Source organism: Amycolatopsis sp. cmx-11-32, assembly GCF_047608695.1.
Lineage (GTDB): Bacteria > Actinomycetota > Actinomycetes > Mycobacteriales > Pseudonocardiaceae > Amycolatopsis.
Genome location: NZ_JADNQN010000020.1, coordinates 23,609 through 48,030, shown reverse-complemented (window position 1 = coordinate 48,030; position 24,422 = coordinate 23,609). Strand labels below are relative to the sequence as shown.

Genomic DNA, 24,422 nt, shown 5'->3' with positions numbered 1-24,422 from the left:
TAACGTCTCACTCTTAATTGATACGTTTGTATTAATCTTGGGAGGACGGATGAGCGTCGGCGCGGCCGAACTGCGGGAGATCCCCAGCCTGTGCCACGTTTTCCAGCGCACGATCGCGGAGTTCGGCGACGTGGTCGCGCTGCGGACGCCGGACGACGCGGTGTCGCTCACCTGGCGGCAGTTCGGCGAACGAGTGCGGCGGCTGGCGGCGGGGCTGCACGCGCTCGGCGTCCGGCGCGGGGACACCGTGGCGCTCATGCTGACCAACCGGCCAGAGTTCCACCTGGTCGACGTCGCGGCGTTCCACCTTGGCGCCATCCCGTTCTCGATCTACAACACCAGTTCCGCCGAGCAGATCGAGTACCTGTTCGCGAACGCCGGCAACCGGATCGTGGTCTGCGAGGAGCGGTTTCTCCCGCGGGTGCGGAAAGTGGACCGCGTCGTCTGTGTGGACGGCGCCCCCGAGGGCGTGATTTCCCTCGCGGAACTGGAAAACACCGAACCGCCGGAATTCGATTTCGACGCTACGTGGCGCGCCGTCGGCCCTGACGACGTCCTGACACTGATCTACACCTCCGGCACCACGGGACCGCCGAAGGGCGTCGAACTCACGCATCGCAACCTCGCCTACAGCATGGGTGCGGCGCTGGAGTCGCCGGATATCGCCGGCGCGGTCGACAACGGACGCGTGCTCTCGTTCCTGCCGGACGCGCATCTCGCCAACCGGTACTTCGCGCACTACTTCCCGATCGCCTCCGGGGCGACGGTCACCTGCGTGGCGGATCCCAAGGCCGTGGTGGCCACCCTGCCCGCCGTCCGGCCGACGGTGTTCCTCGGCGTGCCCATGCTCTGGTACAAGATCAAGGCAGGGGTCGAACAGGCGCTCGCGGCGCAAACCGGGGTCCGGCGGTCGATCGCCGGATGGGCGCTCGGCATCGGACTGTCCACGGTGCACTGTGAACGCCCTTCCCGCTGGTCGCGGCTGCGGCACCGGCTGGCCCGGCGGCTCGTCCTCGACCGGGTGCTCGCCAGGATGGGGCTGGACGCCTGCGTGCTCCCGATCAGCGGCGCCGCCCCGATCGCGGTGGACACACTGGACTTCCTGATGGCCGTCGGCCTGCCGATCTGCGAGGGCTGGGCGATGTCGGAGACCTCGGTCCACGGCACGATCAACCCGCGGCACGCGATCCGGCCGGGCACGGTCGGCAAGGCCCAGTACGGCGTCGAACTACGGCTCGCCGACGACGGCGAGTTGCTGATGCGCGGCCCCGCCGTGATGCGTGGCTACCGGAACGACCCCGAACGGACGGCCGAGGCGATCGACGGCGACGGCTGGCTGCACACCGGCGACGTCGCCACCATCGACCCGGACGGTTACGTGTCCATTGTGGATCGCAAGAAGGAACTGATCATCAACGCGGCAGGCAAGAACATGTCGCCGTCCGCCATCGAGAACACGCTCAAGTCGGCGGGTGCGCTGATCGGTTCGGCCGTCGTGATCGGCGACCGTCGGCCCTGCGTGGTCGCGCTGATCACCCTCGATCCGGACGCGGCGGCGGCCTTCGCCGAGCGTCACGGGCTCCCGGCCGATCCCGCCTCCCTTGCCGGGAACGCGGTCATCCGCCAGGAGGTCGCCGCCGTGGTCGAACGGGCCAACATCAGACTGTCCCGCGTCGAACAGGTCAAGGACTTCACCGTGCTGCCGGTCCACTGGGAACCGGGCGGCGCCGAGCTGACGCCGACCATGAAACTCAAGCGTGCCTCGATCGCGGAGACCTACGCCACCGAGATCGACGCGCTGTACGGAGGCCCCGCGCGGTAGGCGTGTCGACCGCGCGCCGGAACCACGGCCCGGCGGGCAGACCGTCGACCTGCGCGGCGCCGGCCGTTCCAGGCCCATGCGTTCGACGACGGTGCGCCGTCGAGCTACCCCATTCCGGGCAGCGCTGAGGTCAGTTCAGCTTGCGGGTGTCGGCGGGCAGGCCGCCGCCCGCGTAGACGTCCTCGGCGAGCTTGGCCAGCGCGGTGAGGGCGACGTTCTGGCTCCACGGCCCGTAGGACACGCGGGAGACGCCGAGGTCCCGCGCGGTGGCCAGCGGGATCGAACCGGGGATGCCGATCAGGTTGACCTTGCGCTCACCCAGCGCCTCGACCAGCCTGCCGACCTGGGTTTCGTCGAGCTTGCCGGGCACGAAGAAGTTCGACGCGCCCGCGTCCAGGTACGCGCGGCCCCGGGCGATCGCCTCGGTCAGCGCCTCCTCGGGGTCGCCCCCCTTGAGGAAGGCGTCCGTGCGGGCGTTGACCACGAAGTCGACACCCGCGGACTGAGCGGCGGCGACGGCGGCCTCGACGGCCTTCACCGACTCGTCCAGCGGCTTCATCTGGTCTTCGAGGTTGCAGCCGACCGCGCCGGCCTCGATCGCGCGGGCGACCGTGCCACCCGGGTCGCCGTAGCCCGCCTCCAGGTCAGCGGTGACCGGCAGGTCGCCAGCCGTCCGGACGATGAGGGCGACCTCGGCGACCATCAGGTCGCGGGGGATCTTCTCGCCGTCGGGATAGCCGCGGGAGGCGGCGATACCGTGACTCGGGGTGGCGAGCGCCTGTGTACCGGCGGTCTCGGCGACGACCTTCGCGGTGATCGCGTCCCAGACGTTGACGACGAGCAGCAACTCGGGGTCGGCGTGCAGTTCCTGCAGCCTGGTGGCCTTCTCAGCGGTGGAAACCATGTCCCCAATCTAGAGGCCGTGACCGGTGCGGGCTGTGCCGGTAGGCAGGCGAAGACCACTCCACCCTGACCCGAATCGCCACTCACGACCCACCGACCCGCATAACCACTGTCCCCAATGCCGCATTGGAGACGCTCAGTGTCCCCGATGCCGCATTGGGGACATCGGCCCGGCGGTGCCGCTGGGGACATACGCCGTCCGGCTCTGAGCTGCCCCGGCCAGCTGAATCGTCACTCGTAGCCAACCGCTGCCCGAGCTGTCCTGAAGGCCGCACGGGTGACCCCGCGAGCACTCACGAAGCCGCGGTAAGCGCTCCGAGCCCGCGTCCGCCAGTCGGCCTGGTTCGGCGTCCCGCCCGCCCAGCGCCGTCCGATCCGGTTCAGCGGGTCGCGATCGGACACCCAGAGCGAGTCGGCCTGCCGCCGCGCGAAGTCCTGGTACACGGCCGAATTCGTCGTACTCGCCAGCTCGGCGAGGAAGCGCATGAAGATGCCCTTGAACTGCTTTTGGTTGTCGTCACTGGAGTTCTGCCGGTATCGCGGGATTCGGTGAGTGCACCACTTCTGGTCAGGACCGGGCCGGTCACCGCCGCGTCGGCCAGTCGCCGTCCGCCTAATTCGTGCCGTCGCAGACCTTCGGGTGAATCCATTCCGTACAAGTGACCCAGGCGGCGTCTCCGCACGCGCGGATCAAGCCGCGCCGGTGCTTGCCGGGATCGGTCCAGGTGCCGGGAATGCTCGCCTTGCCCAGCAGGCCTTCCCAAGTCATGTCGCCGTCCCATGACCGGTCGAGTCAGATCGAGTCGCCTGCCACCGGTTTCGCCGCCGGTACGGGAATCGCTGTCAGGCTCAGGGAAAGGACGAGATGGCTCAGCGAGAACAGCATTTTCCGCACTCGGGATGTCTTTCGTGGTCCGGGTTTCATCACCGGCCGGTCAACGGGAACCACCGGTCAGGTCTCGGGGCGGGATTCTTGTTACGCCCTGAGCCCAGGCCGCGATGTCTACGGAAGTCACTTTCGAGTGGAGGTCCCGTGGAGCTGACGATCAACGCCGCCGGCGACGAACAAGGGCTGAAAGAGTTCTACGACTGGCTTCGTGAGGACGCCGACGTGCTCCGCTCCGCGACGATCAGCTCGGCGGGGTCGGTGGATTCGGATCATATAGGGGCCTTCGAGGTCATCCGCATGTCCATCGGCTCGCTGACCGGGCTGGCCAATCTCGGCATCGCGTGGGGCAATTTTCTCCACTACCGCAAGGAAACACCCCCGTTCACCATCGCGATCGAAGGTGAGCCGACGGCCGAGCAACACGCCATGCTCCGGAACCTGGACCTTCCGCTGGCCGGTCCGGAGGACGTCGAGTGACCGATCGGAAGTTCCGGCGCCGTAACGCATTCCCTGGTGATCGCGACTCCTACGGCGAAGGAGATTAGGTGCCGGTGAAGCGTTTCGCGGTGGCAGTGGTGGCGCTGGTCTTCGCGGCGACCGGCGGAAACCGGTCTCGCCGACGAACGGGGCGACCGTGGACACCGCGCGACATCTCGAGGTCAGCGTCCCGGAGGGAGCGGTGAATCACCCGGCGATGTTGTCGGTGGTGTCCACCGCTGTCCCGCCGCCCGAGCGGCCGGGCTTCGTTCTGGCGTCCCCGCCGGTGGTCCACCGGGCGCGCTACCCGTCGTGCTGCACCACGACGCCGAAACAGGTTGATATCCGGTCGAAGTCGGTGATCCGGGGAAGCCGGTGACGGCGGAACGGGCCAGCCTGTCGCCGTTCGCGCTGGGCTGGATCACCGACGCGGTCGGCTGGATCACCGATCATCTGGTGGGCCACGGTGATCCGCCGACCTGCCTGGCTGGGGCACCGCCGTGGGCGCGGATGGCCGCCTCGAAGGTCGACCTGGTGACGTCTATGCCGGCGGCTGGCGACAAGGCCCGGCCCTCCCGTACGGGCACGGCTTCCGGCTCTCCTCGTCCTCCAACGAGCAGTTCTGACACGGTGCGTCACGCGCCATTTCCCAGCCACCGCAGCGTCTCCAGCGCGACGGCCACGTTCACCGCGTTCTCCGCCAACGGCCGGGGGAGCAGTTCGTCGGCGCGCGCCAGCCGCCGGACGACGGTGTTCCGGTGGGTGTAGAGCCGTTCCGCGGTGCGCGTGGTGTTGCCCAGTTCGCGCACGTAAGCCCGGACGGTCTCCCGGGTCTCGGCGTCCGCGTGCCGCAGTTCACCGAGGGTGTCGGCGACGAATTCGTCGGCTTGCGCCGGGTCGACGGTGAGCAGTGCGAGCAGCTGGATGTCCTGGTACCGCGCGATCTGCTGCGGTGAGGTGAGCCGGGCGAGCATCCGCTGGGTGGCGGCGGCGTCCAGATGGCTGCGGCGGAAGCCGTCGATGCCACTGCCGGGTCGCCCCAGCGCCACCCGGACGTCGGGATGTGGCGCGAGGTCTTCGGCGAGCCGGTCGGCCCGCGGCGGGGTCCGGCCGGGCAGCCAGACCCACAGGGCGGCTGCGCTGGCGACGACGGTCAGCCGGTGTGAGGCGCCACTCGCCCGCATGAGCGTTTCCGCGGCGCTTTCGAGCTGCTGGGACGACGGCGTGGCCGACCCGCTCCACACGATCGCTGCCGTATGCGGACCGGCGAGCGGGTAGCCAAGCTGGGCTTCGGCCCGCGAGCGGCTGATGGGCGCACCTTCGAGCAGCAGCGTGACCGCGGCGCGGCGTTCGGCGTGGGCGCCACGGGTCAGCTCGGTGCGTTCGGCGGCCATCCGCTCGGACACCGCCGCCACGGTGTCCTCGATGAACGTGGTGATGGACAGCGACGAGACGTCCAGCAGTTCGCGGAGCAGGACGGGATCGGCGGTGAGATCGAAACAGATCTCGATCCACCGGCGCCAGGCCACGCCCTGCGCCCGCCGGTAGGCGTCGAGGCCGCCGGAATCGAAGCCCCGGCGCACCATGTCGCGCGCGCCGTCCAGCACTTCCTGGCTGAGGTTGGCCAAGACCCGCTTGCCGGGATGTTGCACGTTGGCGGCCGCCCAGTGCAGCAGATTCGCCAGATTCGCGCGTTTGGTCCCCTCGGTGAGCACGGGGTCCTCGGCGACGGCGCGCATGCTGCCCCCGCCGAGCGAGGCCTCGTGCAGTTCTTCGATCCACTCGGCGCGCGGATGCAGGACGATCTCCGCGCCGCGCCGGAAGAGAGCGCGCGCCTCCGGCGACAGGGTCGGCCACGGCGTTGCGGCACTTTGCACCATGGGCCCATGATGATGGTGCAGATAGTGCTAGCGCAATCCCTCGGTGGACCCGCATCGTGGGGTATCCGAGACGAGGCTGGAGTACCGCATGACGACGAGCACACCCGTCGAGCACCTCGACGTGGTCATCATCGGTGCCGGAATTTCCGGGATCGGGGCCGCGCGCTACCTGACGACCGGGCTCCCCGGCAAGAAGTTCGCCATCCTGGAGGCCCGCGGCGCGTCCGGCGGCACCTGGGACCTGTTCCGCTATCCCGGCATCCGCTCGGACTCCGACCTCCACACCTTCGGGTACGAGTTCAAGCCGTGGCGGGACAAGCAGTCCATCGCCGACGCGCCCCGCATCCTGTCGTATCTGCGCGAAACGGTCACCGAGAACGGCCTCGAACCCAGCATCCGCTACCACCACAAGCTGCTCTCGGCGGCCTGGTCGAGCGACGAGGGGCGCTGGCTGCTCGAGATCGAGCGGACCGACACCGGTGAGCGCACCCAGCTGAGCGCGGGCTGGGTGTTCAACGCCGGCGGCTACTACCGCTACGACGAGGGCTTCACCCCGGACTTCGCGGGCCGTGACCGCTTCACCGGCACGATCGTGCATCCGCAGCACTGGCCGGAAGGCCTCGACTACGCGGGCAAGCGGGTCGTCGTGATCGGCAGCGGCGCCACGGCGGTCACCCTGATCCCGGCGATGGCGGGGACCGCGGCGCACGTGACGATGCTGCAGCGCACCCCGACCTACGTGATGCCGGTGCCGCGCGAGGACAAGATCGCCAACGGCCTGCGCAAGCTCCTCGGCGACGAGCGGGCCTACTCGCTCACGCGCCGCAAGAACATCCGCAAGGGACTCGCGGTCTGGCAGTTCTGCCAGAAGTTCCCCAAGACCGCCCGTTCGCTCATCCGCTATGTCAACAAGAAGCAGCTTCCCAAGGGCTATCCGGTCGACGAGCACTTCAACCCGCCGTACGACCCGTGGGACCAGCGGCTGTGCGCGGTTCCGGGAGGCGACTTGTTCGCCGCCATCCGCAGGGGCAAGGCCGATGTCGTCACCGACAAGATCTCGACCTTCACCGAGAAGGGTGTCCTGCTCGAATCGGGCCGTGAGCTGGAGGCGGATATCATCGTCACCGCCACCGGCCTGAACCTCCAGGTGTTCGGCGGGGCGACCTTCAGCGTCGACGGCAAGCCGGTCGTCATGCCGGAAACCGTCGCGTACAAGGGAATGATGCTTTCGGACGTGCCGAACGCGGCTTTCGCGATCGGCTATACGAACTCGTCGTGGACGCTCAAGATCGGCCTGCTGTGCGAGCACTTCTGCCGCCTGCTCGCCCATATGGACGCCCAGGGCTACGACGTCTGCCGTCCCGTCCTCGCCGATCCGGACATGCCGACGAGACCTTTCCTGGACTTCGCCGCCGGGTATGTCCAGCGTGCTCTCGACCAGCTGCCGCGCCAAGGCGACCGCATGCCGTGGCTGACCTCGATGAGCTACCACTCCGACATCAAGTTGCTGCGCGCGGACGACATCACCGACCCCGAACTGCACTTCTCCCGCGCCGAGGTCCGGGAACCGGTGAGCTCGTGACCGACCACTTCGCCGACCTTCCCGGCGGCCCGCGGCTCTGCTACCGCGAGGACGGACCCGCCGACGGCACGCCCGTGATGCTGATCGCCGGGCTGGGCCTCGACCTCACGTCGTGGCCGCGGGAAATGATCGACGGGTTCACCCGCCGTGGTTTCCGCGTCATCCGGTTCGACAACCGGGACGCGGGCTGCTCCGACCGCATCAAGGCGCCGAATCCCGGCAAACTCCGGCAACTGCTGGCACGGCCCCTGCCGGATGCTTACGACCTGGGGGACATGGCGGCGGACACCGTCGGCCTGCTGGACCACCTCGGCGTCGGGGGAGCGCATCTGGTCGGCATGTCGATGGGCGGCATGATCGCCCAGACCGTCGCCGCCCGCAACCCCGGCCGCGTCCTGTCGCTGACGTCGATCTTCTCCACCACCGGCCACCGCCGGGTCGGGCGGCCGGCGCGGTCGACGTTGCTGCGTATGGCGAGGCGGCCCGCCCAGACGGTCGAAGAGTCCGTGACCGGGCATCTGGCGATGATGGGCCACCTCGGCTCGGCCACCTTCCCGCTGGACAAAGACGTCGAAACGGCCTGGGCGACCGGACTGTGGGAACGGGCGGGCGGGAGGCGGGCACGCAGCGGCATCGCCCGCCAGATCGGCGCGATCCAGGCCAGCGGCGATCGCACCGCCGAACTCGGCCGTGTCACGTGCCCGACGATCGTGGTCCACGGCGACACCGACCGCATGGTCCACCACACCGGCGGACGGGCCACCGCGAAAGCCGTGAACGGCGCCCGCTACGTCGAAATCCCCGGTATGGGCCACCACATCGCGCCGGACCTCGTCGACCGGCTCGTCGAACTCACCGCCGGACTGGCGCTGGACCCCACGGGAGAGCAGCGATGAGCAGCGTTCGCGGCAAGGTCGCCGTCGTCACCGGCGCCGGTTCCGGCATCGGCCGTCAGCTGGCCCTCGAACTGGGCAGGCGCGGAGCACGTCTCGCAGTGTCCGATGTGGACGAAACCGGTCTTGCCGAGACCGTCGCCGAGGTCAAGGCCCTCGGCATGGAGGTGCGGGGCGCCGCGCTGGACGTGAGCGACCGCGTGGCCGTCCAGGAGTACGCGGCCACGGTCGCCGGGCGGTTCGGTGTGGTGCACCAGATCTACAACAACGCCGGGGTCGCCGGTGGCGGGCAGACCGTCCTCGACGCCGAGTGGGAGCTCTACGACCGGACGCTCGCGGTCAACCTCTTCGGCGTCATCAACGGCACCAAGGCCTTCCTGCCGCATTTGATCGACTCCGGTGAGGGCCAGGTCGTCAACATCTCCAGTCTCAACGGCTTCATGGCCCAACCGACGCTCAGCGCCTACTGCGCCAGCAAGTTCGGCGTCCGCGGGTTCACCGAGGCACTGCGCACCGAGATGATCGCGGGCGGGCATCCGGTGCGGGTGACGGTCGTCCACCCCGGCGGGGTCAAGACCGGCATCGCCTCGTCGGCGTTGAAGGAAGCCCAGGCCCGCGGAATCGAGCCGACCGCCGAGCAGGTGGAACGTGTCCGGCTGTACAACGAAAAGCTGCTGAAGATGCCCGCTGACCAGGCCGCCCGCATCATCGTCGACGGGGTCGAAGCCGGGAAGCCGCGTGTGCTCGTCGGAAACGACGCGAAACTGGTAGACAAGCTCGTCCGGCTGCTCCCGCGCCTCTACCCGAAGCTGATCGTCGACTTCGAACGGCGGCGGTTCGCCCGCCGGTGATCAGGCGTCGACGCTCCGGTGCCCGAACAAGCCGAGCAGCCAGGTGTAGCGGACGGCTTCGCGTGCTTGACCGTACGCGTCCTCGGTGCCGTTCCAAATGGCTTGCGTGATCAGTTCGATCGTGGCGGCGACGACCGTCCGCGCGGTGAACGGCGGCGGTGACGGCAGCGCGGGATCGGTGGCACGCATCCATTTCGCCGTCCGGTCGAAGACGGTCTCCCCCGCGCGCAAGGTTCTCTCCCGCGCTTCGAGGCCCGCGTCGCCGAGCGCGTAGATCTCCAGCAAGACGGCGCGGACGGCCGTCGGGCGGCGATGCACGTAGTCGACGAGGAAATCGCAGCAGGCGGCCACGGCGTCCAGCGGAGTCGCGGCTTCGGCGCCCGCCGCGACACCCTGCTCGATGAACTCGGTGGTGATCTCGCGATAAGCGGCGAGGAACGCGTCCTGCTTGTCGGCGAACTGCTCGTAGAACGACGTGCGCGAAACGCCCGCGGTGGCGGTGATGTGGCCGATGGTGGTGGCGACGTAACCGCGTTCGCCGGTGTTCTCCAGGACAGCCTCGATCAGCCTCGCGCGCTGGGTGCCTGCGACCTCGTCACGGCTGAGGTTGTGCGGCCCCTTCGGCAGTTTGCGGGTGGCGCGGGCTTGCTCGGTCACGTGCGGCACGGTACCGCTTCAGGTGGTGCAGACAATGGTCTCGTGAGTGGTACTCACCGCAGTGGGTCTCGTCGCGCCTACCCCGGTGGCCGTGTCGCGAAAGCCACTTTCAGGACATCAGACGTCGCGAAAGTGGCTTTCGCGACACTCGGGGTGGGGGCGAGTCACGCCAGCCGCACTCACAACTGTGCCCGACCGTGGGGCACGGCCGGGCACAGTCAGTGGGCGAGCGCGGTCAGCCGACCGGCACCTCCGGCGCCAGTGAGTTGCCGGGTGCGATCTTCCCGCAGGTGGACGGCGCGGACTTGCCCGCGAACCGGTCGTTGAGCCAGAGGATGGCCTGCGGCGCCCAGGCGACGGCCGCCCCGACGTGGCTCAGCGTGTTGTACTGGTCGTACCTGATCGACTTGTTGCCGGTGTCGCAGTACTGCCGTGCCAGGGAGCGCACGTCACCCGCGACCATCACGCCGTCACCGGTGCCGATACCCGGCGGGTTGCCGAAAGTGCCTTCCACGACGCCGTTGTTCCCTTGCGCGATGAAACCGGGGATGGTGGGCGTCGGCGCCGAACCGAGATTGACCTTGTTCACGGCCTCGATGTACGGGAGCACCGTGTTCGGGTTGATGTATTCGGGCTTGACTAACTTTTCCCACGTCAGCCCGGGATAACGGCCGAGCGCGTCGACGATCGACGCCTTTTCCATGTCCTTGAGCACCTGGCGGCCGTAGGAATTCGCGTACGGCGTGAGATCGATGTCGAAGGACCGGGTGACGCCGATGAGAGCCATCGGGATGACCCCCGTCCACGCGAGGCTTCCGTTGACGTATTCGAGATTGTGCGACGGCTTGACGAGCACGCCGCCTTCGGTGAATCCGACGAGGTTCTTGTTGACGTCGAGCGCGTAATCGGGCGCGAGCGCGGCGGCCCAGCCGGTCGCGATGGCACCACCCGAATAGCCGAGGAGCCCGAACCGGGTCTTGTCGTTCATTCCCGTCTCCGGTGCCCGTGTCGCGGCGCGGATCGAGTCCAGCGTGTTCGTCCCGTATTCCGGCCCCGCCGCGAAGTTCGCGTCCTGGCCTTCGGTGTCGGGGATGACGACGTTGTAGCCCTGCAACAGGGAAGGAGCGATGAGGAGAGACTCCGCGTTCGCGATCAGGCCACCGAGCGAGACGTCACCGGCGATCGCCCGTGACGGGCCGTGCTCGGGGTTGAGCGAATCGTAGAACGACTGGTACGAAACGGCTTTGGTGCTGTCACCGGTGAGGCTGCGTACCACGGAGGTGACGTTGGCGGACGGCTTTCCGAGCGCGTCGGTGGTCCGGTAGAGCAGCTGGGTCACCTTGAGCGGCGTGGAAATACCGATGACGTGGTAATTCAGCGTCCGGGTTTTCAGTACGGTTCCGGGGCTGTATGACGACAGCGGTTCGCTGCCGTCATAGCTGTAGAAGGGATCTGTCCTGGGGGCGGCTGTGGCGGCGGGCGCGGCGGCGAAAGTCAAGATGAGCGCGAGCACGAGGGCCAGCAGACGAGCGGGCTTTCTGATCATGACTCCTCTTTGAATCATGAAGTGGATCACGTTTTGGATGTCCGGAACCTACCAGCCGGTAACCGGTGATGTACAGACGCGTACATGATTATTGACGCGACCTTGATGTCTGTTTTGGCAATGCTCGAGCGAAGAGAACCTGTACGGGTGCTGGATTTGCGAGGGTAGGCGCGCGACTGTGGTGGGGGACGGGTCGTACCAAGAGCGGGGTGGTGGCCTTGAGATGACGGACCCGGGCGATTCCGACGCCCGTGGAGAGGGTCGTGAACTTGAGGTCGACGCCGAGTTGGTGCGAGCGTACGAAGGCGGCGCCACGATCACGGAACTCGCCGCCCGCTTCGGGATGACCTACTACAAGGTGCGCGCCTTACTCATAACGGCTGGAGTAGAGCTGCGACAAGTGGGGCCGACGACGCCGCCGGCCCCACCGGGCCTCGTCGAGGCATACCTCGGCGGAGCGAACATTCACGATGTGGCGAAGAGATTCGGGCTGAGCTTCGGGGTCGCCCGGCGGATGCTGCTGCAGAACGGGGTGCGGCTCAGACCCAAGGGAGGTGGCTCGAAAGGTAGCGGTCGCCCCTAGTGTCACTATCCGTGTTCACCACCGGCCTGTGTCGCCTCAATATGTGCGCCACCAGTCGTTGAACACCAGCACGGAGGCGGTCGCGAGCAACATGGTCATCGCAGGCATGGAACGCAGGAACTTGTTCAAGTGCAATCCTTTTCGGGGGTTCGGGAGGCACGCCATCCGAGTCGATCAACTCGGATATGCCTGAGCAGCGTAGGGCCGCCGAGTTGTCTTACGCAAGCATCAACTGTGGAGTCTTGACAGGAGGCGCTCTACTGAAAGTTGCGTCATCGCACGCGCTAGCTGCGGCTATCAACCGAAAGACGGGCGCTCGCTACCTCACCGCGAACGGGCGAATTCACCGATCTGTGTACTTCTTGCCTGCCCGGCGGGCCGGCGGCAGCATCGCGACCGTGTCCTCGTCGCCTTTCCGTGTCGCTGGAATCGTGCCAGGGAGCCCAGCCACTTTCTTGCCTAGTTCGGCGATCCGCTGCTCCAGTTCGGCCGCCTTCACATGCCGCCCCCGATCGCGGTAGAGACCTGCCGCGCGGTCGAGAACCTCCCGTGCATCCGGAGAGTTCCCTCGCTCGGCGAGGATGCGTCCCAGGGTGGCGAGCGCCCGAGCCTGACCCGTCGCGTGGTGGGTGCGTTCGGCGAGATCGACGGCGTGATCCGCGTACTGGAGTGCCTCGCGGTCCTTGAGTTGCGCGTGCGCGAGAGAGGCGAGCACCGTGTACAGCTTCATGGTCGCCGGTAGATGGTGGATCTCGTCGGCCAGCAGCAAGGCCTTGTTGCCGTGCAGCGTGGCCTCGTCGTACCGGTTCAGGTGGGTCAGCACGCCCGCCAAAGCCGTGTGGACGGCCATCTGCCCGGAAGTGTCGCCGGTTTCCCGGCGATGTCCCAGCGCACGTCGATAGTGTTCGACGGCGGTATTGTGCTCTCCCGCGACTTCGAGGGCGTTTCCCAGTCGATGTTCCGCGGTACCGAGGTGGCCCGAATCACGTACGACGTGTGCCAGTTTGAGGCAATCGCGATATCGGGTGATCGCCTCGTCCTTGCGGCCGGCGTGGTGGTGGCGCCTGGCCATGTTGAGGAGGACGGTGAGCCTGCCGAAATCGTCGCCCTGTTGGAGTACGAGGTCATACGCCATCTTGAGATAGCGATCCGCCGTCCGGTCATTCCCGAGGAGCATGTGGACCTGACCGAGGTCGTTGAGCGTGCTCGCTTCGGCGACCGGATCCCCGGTGGCCGAAGCCGACCGGGCGGCGATCGTCAGCCCGTTCACGATGTCGTCGTAGAATCCGTACCTGTCGTAGATATCGCTGGTGACATGGGGGATCCGCCAGGCGTACTCGTGGAGTCCATGGACGTGAGAGTCCTCCACCAGCGCGTTGAGGTTGCTCCTCGCGTTCAAGCACCACTGGCGGGCGGCGGCCGGTGATTCGAAGTCCAACGGCATCGCGCCGGGCTCGACAGGAGGCATCGGTGGACGAGGTTTATGGGGATAGACTGTCATATGGGCGTTGAAGGCAGTGTGCAGGTAGAACGACAGCAATCGCCGCCGAGGGCCGTCCCCGTCACTTTCGCGGTCGGCGAGGGTCGCCGCGTACCGGTGGAGGATGTCGTGCATGCGATAGCGGTCGAGATCGCCGGGATGCTGGATCAGGTGCGCGGAGAAAAGCGCGTCGAGTGACCTTCGCGCGGCGGCGACGCTGATCGCTCCCGCCGAGGCGAGCGCCGCCGGACTCATCTCCGTGCCGGGGTGCAGGCCGAGAAGGCGGAACATGCGCTGCTCGGCCTCCTCGAGCGCGTTGTAGGACCACGAGTACGCGGACTGCAGGTGGATTCCGGCACCGTCCCCGTCGTCGCCGATCGTCAGGAGGGTCTCCGCGTCCTTCAGCTGATCAGCCAGTGTGTGCAGGCGCAGTCCGCCGCGGGTCGCCGCACGGTCGGCCACGATGCTCAAGGCGAGCGGGATGCCGTCGCACAACCGCGCGAGCGCCTCGAGGACTTCGGGTTCGTGCTGCCCGCGTTCTCGCATGCGGTGCGACAGCAGTTCGCACGACTCGGCAGGCGACAACGGTTCGAGTGAGATCGACGGGACGTTGTGCAGGGCCGTCAGTGGGGTCAGACGCCGTCGGGAGGTAAGGATCACCGTGCACGAGGTCAGCGTGTCCAGCAGCGGTTGGACGTGGCCGAAGTTCTCCACATTGTCCAGTACGACGAGTGCGGGTCGCAGGGAAAGGAGTGTGGTGAGCTTCGCCATTCGCCCTGCCGGGCTGACGATTCGGTCGACGGCGAAGTCGAACACCGCCGAAAGCAGGATATCCACGACGTCGGTGGCTTCCAGGCGCGGAGTCCGGCTGAACCCGTGCAGGTCGATCATGATCGCGCCGTTGGCGAAACGGTCGGCGGCGCGGTGGGCCCAGTGCCCGATGGTCGTCGTCTTGCCGACCCCGGGCGGGCCGGTCACGCAGACGATCGTCGCCAGTGGTTCGCCCGTCGCGCCGATGGCCAAGGAGTCGAGATTCGACAGGATGTCCTCGCGGCCCACGAAGCGGTCGATATCACGCGGCAGTCGCCGTAGTGGGACGACGCTTTCCTCGACTTGCTCCGGTTTTCTGTCAGCGTTTCCGGCGTTGATATGAATGGATTTTGGAATCGGGGGCCTGAGCGCTTCGTGGAAATCACGGAGTTCATCCGCGGCCTGTTCGTCGCCCTCGGCGCGGAACGCTCGATACTTCCTCAAGTAGAACGCCGGGATTTCCCCGCGACGGCCAGTCGAGTTCAGTGCCTTGATTCGAAGTTTGGCGAAGCCGAGTTCTTCCGGATGGTCGTGATCGAGGTCCTCGAGACGGTGCAGGGCGGCGATCGATTGTTCGGTGGCGATCAGTTTGTCGAGCAGGAAGGCGTTCGCGGGAATCCAGTCCGTCTGGATGAACGACGTACGCCAGTCCTCGGCAGGGCGCGTCGTGAGATCGGCCAGCGGATGCTCTCGCCACAGTGCCACCGCCGCGGCCGCGGTTTCGCACGCACGTCGAAGTTTCCCGCTGTCGCCGAGCGCTCTGGCGTTCGCCATCGTCGTACGGAAGGCCACGTAGTCGATCAGTGAGGGATCGACGTCGAGGGTGTACCTGCCGTTCGCGGTGACCAGTGCCGCCGGTGCGTGCACTTCCCGGAAAAGGTGACGAAGGCGTGTCACGTATTGGTACATCGTAGATCGAGGGTCGCGTGGACGTTGTTCTTGTTCGTCCCAAACCCATTCGACTACGTTTTCTATCGAAAGGCGACGGCCTGGTCGGGTGAGGAGTGCCGCGAGTATCCCCTGTTCGCGCGGCCGTCCCCAATTCGCGGCCATATTCCCGTGCATTCGCACCGTAGTCTGCCCGAGAACTCCGAAGGCAACTTCCATGGAGGCCCCCTTCCCATCGGCAGTGCGTGCTGCCGCCCCTCGCCTCGCTCTCCAGTTTCACATTCTTTTCCGTTTCGAACCAGGGTGACCTGTGTGGACCGGACGATCGGTGATCGTTTGTCAGGAGTTTCAACCGCCGGGCGAAAGGTCGGTGTCAGGGGACGGGGCCACTCTCCTTCCCACGTTCACCGACGAAAGGGGAAGTTCGTGAGCAGGGAAATGTGGATTCGGGGGCCGGTCGGGGCGGGTGCGGAGGCACGGGTGACGCGAGCCGGGTGCCGGACGGCGCTCGTCGTCGTCCCGACGATGACCGCGGGTACCCGGCTGCTGGACATCGTGCCGTTGCTCGAATCGGACCATCGGGTGCAGGTGGTGTTCACCGTTCCGCACACGACCGATCACTGGCCGGGGGTCGAGGAGTTCGTTCGCGAGCAGCACGGCCTTCTCCTGCCGTGGGAGCAGGCGGTCCAGCACACGTTCGACCTCGTCCTCGCGGCGAGCCATCGCCATCTCGAGCAACTCCGGGGGCCGATCCTGCTGATCGGGCACGGCGCGGGGACGATGAAGTCGCATCGCTACAGCCGAAAGGCCGAAAGGCCGTCGTTGCCCGCCACTGGCCTGGACCGCGAACTCCTGACCTATCGGGGCCGGATCCTGCCTGCCGTCCTCGCGCTGGCCACGGAGGACGAGAGGGCGGCACTCGGTTCCCTCTGCGCGGAAGCATTACCCGCCGCCGTCGTCGCCGGTGACATCTGCCTCGACCGGATGGCCTCGGGGACGGAGTTCCGTGAGCATTACCGGCGGGAACTGGGGCTGAGTCCGCGGCGACGGCTGGTCACGATCAGTTCGACCTGGTCGTCCGACTCGATCTTCGGCCGGGTGCCGAGTCTGTGCCGGGCGGTTCTGGACGCCCTCCCTCCTGCCCGGTACGCGGTGTCGGTGGTATTGCACCCGAACGTGTGGACCGTCCACGGGCGCAGGCAGGTGACGGCCTGGCTGTCCGACTGCGTCGAGGCGGGGCTGCTGCTCATCCCGCCGGATCGCGGCTGGCAGGCGACCATGATCGCTTCGGACTGGGTGATCGGTGATCACGGATCGACCACCGCGTACGCCGCCGCGATCGGCCGCCCGGTCACCCTGGCCACCGAGCCGGGGGGCGGGCTCCGCGAGGGCAGTATCGCCGATCTCGTCCGGGAGCACGCTCCGCCTCTGGACGGGGGGTCGTTGCCGGAGCAGGAAGCCGAGGCGGTTCGCCGCCGGGATCGACTGTCTTCGGTCGTGGCGCGGGCGATCAGTTCCAGACCGGGTGAAGCGGCCGCGATCCTGCGGTCGGCGATGTATCGGCTTTTGGGAATTCCGGAACCGGACGCTCCGCCGGTCGTCCCGATGCTGCCCGCGCCTCGTCCGATCGAGATGTGAAGCCATGACCATCTTGGGTTCCGTTCACCGCCTGGTCTTCGGCGTGGCCAGGATTCGCTTGTATATCGACGATTTTGCTGGCGATGCCCTCATTGTCGCGGTCGACGCCGTACCAGAGGGGTGGGCTGCCGTCGGAGACGTTCTTCTTCGAGAAGACTGCGAGACAGCCGACGAGGCGCAGTGTGTCGCCAGCGGCGCTCTGCGCCGCTGGCCCGGTGCGAGTTCCGCGGTCGCCGCTCATCCCGGCGGTTACGTCATCGCCACCCGCACGACGGGAATCACCGCGGTGGCAACGGAACCACGGCGGTCGCCGGAGCGCTGGAGCACCCGGTTGAGCTCAGTCGCCGAGTTCGACGGTTCGGGGATCACCCAGTTCGGCGTAGAGGGTTCGAGCTTCGGCGAGATGGCCGGCGCCCTCCTTCTCGCGGCCGTTCTGCAGCTCGATCTCTCCGAGGGTGGCGAGGATTTCAGCTGTGTAGTAAGGGGAATCGAGTGCGCGTACCGTCCGTAGCGAGTCGGCCAGCCGGGCGATCGCGTCATCGGCGTTCCCTTCCGTGGCATGGATCTTGGCGAGCGCCATGACGGATCGGGCGTGCTGGGCGGCATCACCGAGTTCGGCCATCATGGTCGCCGCCGCGGTCAGTTCGATCATGGCTTCGCTGTGCCTGCCGAGCTTCGCCAGTACCTCACCCTGGCGGCGTCGGCACAACGCGACGCCTCGGGGGATGCCCAGTCGCTCCTGCAGGTCGGCGGCCTGGCGGTAGAAGTCGAGCGCGCCGTCGAGATCCCCCTGCCCTCGTGCGGCTCTGCCGAGCTGTGAGAGCGCGGTCGCCTGGGTCGGGCCGTCGTCCTCACGCTGTCCCAGGCGAAGCGCGACAACGTTCTCCTCGGCAGCCTTGTCGTACCACCCGAGTCCGGCGTAGGCGAACGCGAGCTGGCACCTGAGCCGTGCTTGCACCAGTGGCAGATTCACCCGGGTCGCGGCCAGGATGCCGCGTTCGAAGGTCGCGATCCACGACAAATAGTCCCTGTGGTGCAGGAAGAAACCCCACGACGCTTCGCAGAGTTGCCAGACGATGTCATCCCACTCCTGCTCCACCGCCAGAGTGAACACCGAGCGGATCACGGGCAGCTGGTCCCGCCACCAGGCGAGTCCTTCGGCGCGCCCGGCGAAATCTTTCGATCGTGCTTTACGTGAGGCGAATCTCGCACGGTGGGGATGGATGACCTCGTCGGCCGCCAGCACCCGGTCGAGATACCAGCGGGCGAACGAGTGGGCCAGCCGATCCCGCTCGTCGGCCGACAACGAGACGGCGGCGCGCGTGCGCGCGTCACTGCGCAACACCATGTGCTGGATCAGCCGGTCTTCGCCGGTTTCGGAAAGGAGGTTCGCCTCGATCAGTTCGTCGATGTCATCCTCGACCGCGCCGGCCGGACGGCTGAGTGCCGCGGCCAAGGCTTCGGTGGAGAAGTACGGACCTGGGTGCACACCACAGGCGAGGTACACGCGCGCCGCGCTCTGAGGGAGCCCTTCGTAGACGACCTCGAAGATCGCGTTCAGCGAAAGTGCCTTGTCCGCCGCCCGTTCCGACGACGTCCAGCGTCCGTAGGCGGCGGCTTCACGGGCAAGGCTGCGCCGGGGCCGGGTCCTCAGCCTCGCCGCGACCAGCGTCAGCGCCAGCGGGAGACCGCCGCAAGAGGCCGCGATCTCGCGTGCGGCGGGCGGATCGGATCGGACGCGTTCGGTTCCGGCGTACCGCTCGAACAACTCCCGGGCCTGAGGCTCGGTGAGGGGCGGGAGATCGACGAACTGTGCCCCGTCGATGCCGAGATCGGTGAGCCGCCATCGGCTGGTGACGACGACGACCGCCGCCTGGCCGGCGGGGAGGAGCGGGCGGACCTGGGCGACGGACGCGGCGTCGTCGAGCAGGACTGCGATCCGCCGCGACGCGGTGGCGGTGCGGAACGCGGCGGCTCGCTGATCCAGGCTCATGGGGATCTCCGCGGGCGAAGTCCCCAACGCCGTCAGGAAGCCGTACAGGACTTCGCTGGGGTCTTCCGGTGGCTGCTCGCGCGCGCCGCCGAGGTCGCTGTACAGGATGCCCTGTGGGAACTCGTCAGCCTTGCTGTAGAGCCAATCCAAGGCAAGCGAGGTTTTGCCGACACCACCCACTCCGCTCACCACCACCAGATGCCGTCCAGTGCCTTCGCTCCAGAGCCGGTCCAGTTCGGCGGTGAACCGCTCACGCGCTTCGAACACCACTGGAGGAGCGGGAACCTGCCATGGCCGCTCCGCGGGAAATCCGGGGCCGGCCGGGGCGGTCATATTCTGACCCCACCGCTTTTCCAGGCTGCTTCCAGCTGATGCAGGCGCCGTCCTGGGTTGTTCATGCGGTGTCCCCCCGTTTGGTATCAGTAGGCCAGTCTCTCCAATGGTGCGGTTGCAGGCGAGAAAGTGTGGGACGCGCCATCTTAACTCAAGGGGTGATGCACGTGCGTCAGCACAGGCGTTTCCGGCCGATCGCTTCGAAAACCGTAGCCTGTCCATAGTGGACCAACGAATTCGTTGTCATCGTGTCAGGTTCTCCTGTCGATATGCTTTCACGCCTTCGAGGGGTTCCGACAATGAACGGGTCACGAGCCAGCACAAAGCGGGCAGTGCGATCAGTGGCAGCAACGCCGTTCGAAGGGACGTGTGGTCGGCGATGGTGCCGAGGAGGGGGCTCGCGAGGCCGCCGATGCTGACGGTCAGACCGAGGGTGACGCCACTGGCGGTGCCGACCCGGTTGGGGAGGTAGTCCTGCGACAGCGTGATCTGCAGGGAGAACGGGACGTAGAGGCCGACGGCGGCCAGGAGGACGAAGGCGAAGAAGCCAGGGCCGGTGATGAACACGACGCCGCCGACGGCGAAGACGGTGCCCAAGTACGACCAGCGAACCAGGGCGATCCGGCCGCAGCGCTCAGCCAGCCTGCTGCCCAGCAGCGTGCCCCCGGCCCCACCGAGGTAGAGCAGGAACAGCGCGGCACTGCCCGTCGTCGTGCCACCGCCGACCCGTTGCTGCGCGTAGAGCGAGACGAAAGTGCTCAGCCCGACGAAGACGATCGACCGGAAGACGACGGCCAGCGACAACTTCCCGAACGATCGCCAGTCGTCGGTCCTCACGATGACGGCACCGTGACCGCCTGCCGGGCCGGGCCGGGTTAGCGCACGCAGTACGGGCAGGCAGAGCACGGCACCGGCCATGGCCGGGACGACGAGCAGCGGGGACGCCGTCAGGCCGCCGATCGCCATGACCGCGGTGACGAGCAGGGGAGCGGCCGCGAAGCCGATGTTCCCGCCGAGGGAGAACCAGCCCATCGCCGTATGGCTGCCACCGCTCGCGCTCCTCGCGGCCCTGGCTGCTTCGGGGTGGTACGCGGCGACACCGATTCCGGACACCGCGACGAAAGCCAGTGTCAGCGCGTAGGACTCGACGAGCCCGCCGAGGCCGATACCGAGACCGCCGAGGATCGTGCTCGACGGGAGCAGCCAAGGCATCGCCCACCGGTCGGTCAGCGCGCCGAACACTGGCTGAGCCACCGACGACAGCAGTGACGCCGCGAGAACGATGCCCGACACCGCCGCGTACCCATAAGCGCGCTCGGCGGCGAAGAACGGCACCAGCGCGGCCACCGAACCTTGGTACACGTCGACGCAGGCGTGCCCGGCCGACAGAAGAATGATCACCCGGTTTTTCCCCACCCCGCCATGTTCGGCGCGGGCCGCCGTGTCGCGCTTCCGATAAAATGACAAACAATGACGGAAATCCGCCACTTGCCCGCCGCGCCGACACAGGTCCGTTCCCTGGCCTCCGGCACGGCGATCGACGCGCACCGCCACGACGACCACCAGGTCGCGTACGCCGCCCGAGGCGTCCTGGCCATCACCACAGACAAGGGTTCCTGGGTCGCTCCGGCCACCAGGGCCGTCTGGATACCCGCCGGGACCGCGCACGCCCACCAGGCGCACGGCGACCTCGAACTCCATCTGGTCGGCCTGCCCGCCATCGAAAACCCGTTGCGGCTGAACGAACCCGGCGTACTGGCCGTCGGACCGCTCTTGCGCGAGCTGATCCGCGCCTACACCGGCCGGCCGCGCGAGGACACCCCGGAACGGCGGCGGCTGCGCGCGGTCTTGCTCGATCAGCTGCGCGCCTCACCGCAGGAGCCCCTGCACCTGCCGACGCCGGAGGATCCGCGGCTACGCGAACTGTGCGAGATCTTGAGCGCCGATCCGGCCGACAACCGGACGCTCGCCGCCCTCGGTGCCAGGGTCGGGGCGAGTGATCGCACCCTGGCGCGGCTCTGCAAAGCCGATCTGGGCATGACGTTCCCGCAATGGCGCACCCAGCTGCGGCTCTACCGCGCGCTGGTGCTGCTGGCCGACAACACCCCCGTGACCGCGGTGGCGCACGCCTGCGGCTGGTCGTCCACCAGCGCGTTCATCGACGTCTTCCGCCGGGCCTTCGGGCACACACCGGGCGCGCACTACGACCGGTGAACGAAGAAACGGAGCCGGTCCACAGTGGACCGGCCCCGTTCTTCGGTTCGCTTCTTACGCCTCGCTACGGCGACGACGCACCAGCAGCACCATCAGCGCACCCGCGCCGAGGAGTGAGCCGCCGATGACCAGCGGCAGGGTCGCGGAAGCACCGGTGTTCGCCAGCTCGTCGCCGCCACCCGACTCGGCGCCACCGGGCGTGGAGGGGGCGGGGGCTTCGGTCGTGGGCACGCCGCCCTGCTTCCAGCTCACGGTCGCGTTCGCGACGACCGAGGTCTTCTCGGACTCCGCGACAATCAGCGACTGCGCGGGGACCTTGGCGTAGTTCTCGCCGACGAACAGGCGGCCGGTGTCGAGGTGGCCGCTGACCTTCAGCGTGAACGAGCCGTTGCCTTCCTTCGCGTCTTTGGGGACGTCGATGAAGACCTTGGTGCCGTCCTTGATGGCGGCGGCCTTGATCTCCTTGCCGTCGGCGTCGGTGACCTTGACGCCCTCGGGCAGCTTGCTGGTCAGCTCGGTGATGTCACCGGTGGTGGCGACGCTGAACGGGCCGATCTGGGTACCGGGCGTGCCGTTGGCCTTGGCCGGGCCGATGTCGAGGGTCGGCTTCGGCTGGCGGCCGATGCCGGCGTTGTCCTTGCCGGTGAGGTAGTCGTAGAGCGCCAGCACGTCGGCGGACGCTTCGGCATTCCCATCCATCAGCGGCTTCTCGCGGTTGAAGTTCTTGCCATCGCTGAAGTGCCAGACGGCGGCCTGCGTCGCGGTAACGGCCTCGCCGAGGGACAGTCCGCCGTTGAGCTTGGCCCCGTTCTTGCCGAGGGTGCCTTCGAGGGCTTTCAGGCCGGCCGCCGGGTAGCCGTGGTGCAGCACCCAGTTGATCTTCTCGCTGTTCTTGTTGAACGGCGAAGCGGTGTCCGGATACTTGTTCCACGGGCGCTCGATCATGTCCTGGTCGGTGCGCATGCCGACCTCGACCTGGACGCAGTACATCCTGAGCTTGCTGCCGTCGGAGAGCTTGAGCTCGAACAACTCCGGGACGTAGTGCTTCTTGTCCCCGAAGTTGACGCTGTAACCCCTGTCGCCCGCGCGATCGACGACCCGGCCCCGCGCCGCGCCGTCATCGGCGAGAGCGGCCGGAGCGGCCATCGTCAACGCGACGGCCGCGGAAGCCACCGCGATCCCGCCGCGAACCAGAACTGACCTGCCGTGCATATGTCTCCTATCCCGATACGGACCATGAATGCCAGTGCCGCGTGCGACCACAGGCGCCGACCGCAACGGCTCGCCCAGATGGGGGATAAGTACTCCCATCGAGCGAGAGCGGAGCATACAGAGGTCACACGTGTGGCTACTCCGGGGTATGGCCGATGTCCGAATTGCCCCGAAAGAAGGATGAACATCGCGAGAACGTTCTCGGTTGAGTAGGGAACGAGGTCCGAGGGAAAGAAGCCGACGAAAGCTCGCGGATGGAGGTACCACCACTGCTCCGGCCGCTGTTGAATTGGACCAGACCATTCAACGGTGATTGGAGTCCACATGACGCGACGGCATCTTCGCCAGGGGTTGTCCCTGGTGGCCGGGTTCGCCTTGGCGGGAGCACTCCTCCCGGCGGCGAGCAGCGCGGAACCGCGGGAAGCAAGGGGTGTCCCGCTCGGCGAGCTGACCGCCACGGCGACCCAGGTCGCTTCCGGACTGGTGAACCCGACCGCCATCACGGCGCTCAACGACGGGAGCGGCCGGATCCTCGTCGTGGAGAAGCGGGGGGTCGTCCGGGCCTACCATCCCCGGACCGGCCTCGCCGCCAGGCCGTTCCTGGACATCAGCGACAAGGTGAACGGCGGGGACGTCGAGCGCGGGTTGCTCGGGTTGGCCATCGCGAAGGACAGGCGCGTCTACGTCGCCTACACCCGCAAGTCCGACAGCGCGGTGACGCTGTCGCGGGTCCGGCCGGACACCGGCGAGGTCACCGAACTGCTGACCCAGTCGCATTCCGAGTTCCCCAACCACAACGGCGGCCAGCTGGCGTTCGGTCCGGACGGGTTCCTGTATTGGGGGATCGGCGACGGTGGCGGCGGGGGTGACCCGCTGGCCAGCGGGCAGCGGCTGGACACGCTGCTGGGCAAGATCCTGCGCGTCGACGTCAACCGTGCGTGCCGTCCGCTGCGGTACTGCGTCCCGGCGGGCAACCCGTTCGTCGGTGTCGCGGGCGCGCGTCCGGAGATCTGGTCGTACGGGCTGCGCAACCCGTGGCGGTTCTCCTTCGACCCCGCCGACGGCTCGCTGTGGATCGGCGACGTCGGTCAGGGCCGGTTCGAGGAGGTCGACCACATCGCGAAGGGCAAGGGCGGCGCGAACTTCGGCTGGTCCTGCAAGGAGGGTCCGGTCGTGTTCGACGAGACGCGGTGCAAGGACGGCGTGACCTACACCGAGCCGGTCTTCCACTACATCTCCGGCGCGGAGGGCTGCGCGGTGATCGGCGGACACGTCTACCGCGGCAAGAAGTACGCCTCGCTCGCCGGTGGGATCTACCTCGCCACCGACTTCTGCCAGGGCACCGCCTGGGCCGTCCGCAAGAAGATCGACGGGACCTACGAAAGCGCCCGGATCGGGGAGTTCCCGCTCGAAGCCACCACGTTCGGCGCCGACCAGAACGGTGAGCTGTACCTCGCCGACGAGACTCCCGGCGGGCTGCACCGGATCTCGTTCCAGCGCAAGCGTTAGTCAGGGAGGGCGAAGGTGTTCGTGGGCGAGGCCGGAGGTGGGTCTCGTAAGTGCCGAGTCACGTGTCTCAGCCCAGCGCGAGCGCTGCGAGGCTGATGCCCCCAATGCCACATTGGAGACGTTCAGCGTCTCCAATGTGGCATTGGGGCCTTCGAGACAGCTGAGCCCGGCGCGGCCGGGGGCTCACCCTCGCCGCGCGCCGACGACGGCGACGGCTCGGGCCACGGTTAAGGACCCACAGCAACAACCTGTTCGCGAAGGC

20 protein-coding genes are annotated in these 24,422 nt (G+C 67.6%); 10 read left to right on the top strand and 10 right to left on the bottom strand.

Features of this window, described 5'->3' with window-relative positions:
* The first annotated feature begins 49 nt into the window (after window positions 1-49).
* Window positions 50-1,822 (top strand): AMP-dependent synthetase/ligase, encoded by a 1,773-nt coding sequence (locus ACM6LR_RS37125; protein ID WP_414941859.1) that lies wholly within the window; start codon window positions 50-52, stop codon window positions 1,820-1,822.
* Between the two features lie 130 nt (window positions 1,823-1,952).
* On the opposite strand, the gene ACM6LR_RS37120 is transcribed toward ACM6LR_RS37125, so the two are convergent.
* The 3 genes from ACM6LR_RS37120 to ACM6LR_RS37110 form a co-directional block, all read right to left on the bottom strand.
* Window positions 1,953-2,726 (bottom strand): isocitrate lyase/PEP mutase family protein, encoded by a 774-nt coding sequence (locus ACM6LR_RS37120; RefSeq protein ID WP_414941860.1) that lies wholly within the window; start codon window positions 2,724-2,726, stop codon window positions 1,953-1,955.
* A gap of 230 nt (window positions 2,727-2,956) precedes the next feature.
* Window positions 2,957-3,211 (bottom strand): hypothetical protein, encoded by a 255-nt coding sequence (locus tag ACM6LR_RS37115; RefSeq protein ID WP_414941861.1) that lies wholly within the window; start codon window positions 3,209-3,211, stop codon window positions 2,957-2,959.
* A gap of 127 nt (window positions 3,212-3,338) precedes the next feature.
* Window positions 3,339-3,494: a hypothetical protein gene (locus tag ACM6LR_RS37110; RefSeq protein ID WP_414941862.1), complete on the bottom strand. Its 156-nt coding sequence runs from the start codon at window positions 3,492-3,494 to the stop codon at window positions 3,339-3,341.
* Window positions 3,495-3,758: 264 nt separating this feature from the next.
* Here ACM6LR_RS37110 and ACM6LR_RS37105 point away from each other — a divergent pair, with 264 nt between their 5' ends.
* Complete coding sequence (locus ACM6LR_RS37105; RefSeq protein WP_414941863.1) at window positions 3,759-4,091, top strand: effector-associated constant component EACC1; 333 nt, start codon at window positions 3,759-3,761, stop codon at window positions 4,089-4,091.
* 157 nt (window positions 4,092-4,248) lie between these two features.
* Window positions 4,249-4,470 (top strand): hypothetical protein, encoded by a 222-nt coding sequence (locus ACM6LR_RS37100; protein ID WP_414941864.1) that lies wholly within the window; start codon window positions 4,249-4,251, stop codon window positions 4,468-4,470.
* A gap of 256 nt (window positions 4,471-4,726) precedes the next feature.
* On the opposite strand, the gene ACM6LR_RS37095 is transcribed toward ACM6LR_RS37100, so the two are convergent.
* Window positions 4,727-5,971 carry a PucR family transcriptional regulator gene (locus tag ACM6LR_RS37095; protein WP_414941866.1) on the bottom strand — a complete coding sequence of 415 codons (1,245 nt, stop codon included), beginning with the start codon at window positions 5,969-5,971 and terminating at the stop codon, window positions 4,727-4,729.
* Between the two features lie 88 nt (window positions 5,972-6,059).
* Here ACM6LR_RS37095 and ACM6LR_RS37090 point away from each other — a divergent pair, with 88 nt between their 5' ends.
* Genes ACM6LR_RS37090 through ACM6LR_RS37080 form a run of 3 tightly spaced genes read left to right on the top strand, consistent with a single transcriptional unit; the run spans window position 6,060 to window position 9,297 of the window.
* Window positions 6,060-7,553 carry a flavin-containing monooxygenase gene (locus tag ACM6LR_RS37090; RefSeq protein ID WP_414941867.1) on the top strand — a complete coding sequence of 498 codons (1,494 nt, stop codon included), beginning with the start codon at window positions 6,060-6,062 and terminating at the stop codon, window positions 7,551-7,553.
* Window positions 7,550-8,449, top strand: a complete 900-nt coding sequence (locus tag ACM6LR_RS37085; protein WP_414941868.1) for an alpha/beta fold hydrolase — start codon at window positions 7,550-7,552, stop codon at window positions 8,447-8,449. The genes ACM6LR_RS37090 and ACM6LR_RS37085 overlap by 4 nt, the downstream gene beginning before the upstream one ends.
* A complete protein-coding gene (locus ACM6LR_RS37080; RefSeq protein WP_414945459.1) occupies window positions 8,446-9,297 on the top strand; it encodes an SDR family NAD(P)-dependent oxidoreductase in 852 nt (283 codons plus the stop codon). Before ACM6LR_RS37085 ends, ACM6LR_RS37080 begins: the two co-directional genes overlap by 4 nt.
* On the opposite strand, the gene ACM6LR_RS37075 is transcribed toward ACM6LR_RS37080, so the two are convergent.
* Together ACM6LR_RS37075 and ACM6LR_RS37070 are read right to left on the bottom strand one after the other, a co-directional pair.
* Window positions 9,298-9,954 (bottom strand): TetR/AcrR family transcriptional regulator, encoded by a 657-nt coding sequence (locus tag ACM6LR_RS37075; protein ID WP_414941870.1) that lies wholly within the window; start codon window positions 9,952-9,954, stop codon window positions 9,298-9,300.
* 235 nt (window positions 9,955-10,189) lie between these two features.
* Window positions 10,190-11,500: a lipase family protein gene (locus tag ACM6LR_RS37070; RefSeq protein ID WP_414945458.1), complete on the bottom strand. Its 1,311-nt coding sequence runs from the start codon at window positions 11,498-11,500 to the stop codon at window positions 10,190-10,192.
* 223 nt (window positions 11,501-11,723) lie between these two features.
* Here ACM6LR_RS37070 and ACM6LR_RS37065 point away from each other — a divergent pair, with 223 nt between their 5' ends.
* Window positions 11,724-12,083, top strand: a complete 360-nt coding sequence (locus ACM6LR_RS37065; protein ID WP_414941872.1) for a helix-turn-helix domain-containing protein — start codon at window positions 11,724-11,726, stop codon at window positions 12,081-12,083.
* Between the two features lie 343 nt (window positions 12,084-12,426).
* Here ACM6LR_RS37065 and ACM6LR_RS37060 read toward each other — a convergent pair whose 3' ends face one another.
* Window positions 12,427-15,270 (bottom strand): ATP-binding protein, encoded by a 2,844-nt coding sequence (locus ACM6LR_RS37060; RefSeq protein ID WP_414945457.1) that lies wholly within the window; start codon window positions 15,268-15,270, stop codon window positions 12,427-12,429.
* 417 nt (window positions 15,271-15,687) lie between these two features.
* On the opposite strand from ACM6LR_RS37060, the gene ACM6LR_RS37055 reads away from it, so the two are divergent.
* A complete protein-coding gene (locus tag ACM6LR_RS37055) occupies window positions 15,688-16,899 on the top strand; it encodes a hypothetical protein (RefSeq protein ID WP_414945456.1) in 1,212 nt (403 codons plus the stop codon).
* A gap of 337 nt (window positions 16,900-17,236) precedes the next feature.
* On the opposite strand, the gene ACM6LR_RS37050 is transcribed toward ACM6LR_RS37055, so the two are convergent.
* Together ACM6LR_RS37050 and ACM6LR_RS37045 are read right to left on the bottom strand one after the other, a co-directional pair.
* Window positions 17,237-19,225: a tetratricopeptide repeat protein gene (locus tag ACM6LR_RS37050; protein ID WP_414941875.1), complete on the bottom strand. Its 1,989-nt coding sequence runs from the start codon at window positions 19,223-19,225 to the stop codon at window positions 17,237-17,239.
* A gap of 243 nt (window positions 19,226-19,468) precedes the next feature.
* Entirely contained in the window at window positions 19,469-20,626 is a 1,158-nt protein-coding gene (locus tag ACM6LR_RS37045; RefSeq protein ID WP_414941876.1) for an MFS transporter, read from the bottom strand.
* Between the two features lie 69 nt (window positions 20,627-20,695).
* Between ACM6LR_RS37045 and ACM6LR_RS37040 the strand changes: the two genes are divergently transcribed.
* Window positions 20,696-21,439 carry a helix-turn-helix domain-containing protein gene (locus ACM6LR_RS37040; RefSeq protein ID WP_414945455.1) on the top strand — a complete coding sequence of 248 codons (744 nt, stop codon included), beginning with the start codon at window positions 20,696-20,698 and terminating at the stop codon, window positions 21,437-21,439.
* Between the two features lie 54 nt (window positions 21,440-21,493).
* Here ACM6LR_RS37040 and ACM6LR_RS37035 read toward each other — a convergent pair whose 3' ends face one another.
* Window positions 21,494-22,651, bottom strand: coding sequence for a Cys-Gln thioester bond-forming surface protein (locus ACM6LR_RS37035; RefSeq protein ID WP_414941878.1), 1,158 nt, complete (start codon window positions 22,649-22,651; stop codon window positions 21,494-21,496).
* A gap of 324 nt (window positions 22,652-22,975) precedes the next feature.
* Between ACM6LR_RS37035 and ACM6LR_RS37030 the strand changes: the two genes are divergently transcribed.
* The gene (locus ACM6LR_RS37030) at window positions 22,976-24,160 is read left to right on the top strand and encodes a PQQ-dependent sugar dehydrogenase (protein ID WP_414941879.1); all 1,185 of its coding nucleotides are present in this window, start codon (window positions 22,976-22,978) and stop codon (window positions 24,158-24,160) included.
* Window positions 24,161-24,422 lie beyond the last annotated feature (262 nt).

Bases quoted from the DNA above. Each gene is read 5' to 3' on its own strand.
- ACM6LR_RS37125 (WP_414941859.1), top strand. From the start codon at position 50: ATGAGCGTCGGCGCGGCCGAACTGCGGGAGATCCCCAGCCTGTGCCAC.
- ACM6LR_RS37120 (WP_414941860.1), bottom strand. From the start codon at position 2,726: ATGGTTTCCACCGCTGAGAAGGCCACCAGGCTGCAGGAACTGCACGCC.
- ACM6LR_RS37115 (WP_414941861.1), bottom strand. From the start codon at position 3,211: ATGCGCTTCCTCGCCGAGCTGGCGAGTACGACGAATTCGGCCGTGTAC.
- ACM6LR_RS37110 (WP_414941862.1), bottom strand. From the start codon at position 3,494: ATGACTTGGGAAGGCCTGCTGGGCAAGGCGAGCATTCCCGGCACCTGG.
- ACM6LR_RS37095 (WP_414941866.1), bottom strand. From the start codon at position 5,971: ATGGTGCAAAGTGCCGCAACGCCGTGGCCGACCCTGTCGCCGGAGGCG.
- ACM6LR_RS37090 (WP_414941867.1), top strand. From the start codon at position 6,060: ATGACGACGAGCACACCCGTCGAGCACCTCGACGTGGTCATCATCGGT.
- ACM6LR_RS37080 (WP_414945459.1), top strand. From the start codon at position 8,446: ATGAGCAGCGTTCGCGGCAAGGTCGCCGTCGTCACCGGCGCCGGTTCC.
- ACM6LR_RS37070 (WP_414945458.1), bottom strand. From the start codon at position 11,500: ATGATCAGAAAGCCCGCTCGTCTGCTGGCCCTCGTGCTCGCGCTCATC.
- ACM6LR_RS37065 (WP_414941872.1), top strand. From the start codon at position 11,724: ATGACGGACCCGGGCGATTCCGACGCCCGTGGAGAGGGTCGTGAACTT.
- ACM6LR_RS37050 (WP_414941875.1), bottom strand. From the start codon at position 19,225: ATGACCGCCCCGGCCGGCCCCGGATTTCCCGCGGAGCGGCCATGGCAG.
- ACM6LR_RS37040 (WP_414945455.1), top strand. From the start codon at position 20,696: ATGACGGAAATCCGCCACTTGCCCGCCGCGCCGACACAGGTCCGTTCC.
- ACM6LR_RS37035 (WP_414941878.1), bottom strand. From the start codon at position 22,651: ATGCACGGCAGGTCAGTTCTGGTTCGCGGCGGGATCGCGGTGGCTTCC.
- ACM6LR_RS37030 (WP_414941879.1), top strand. From the start codon at position 22,976: ATGACGCGACGGCATCTTCGCCAGGGGTTGTCCCTGGTGGCCGGGTTC.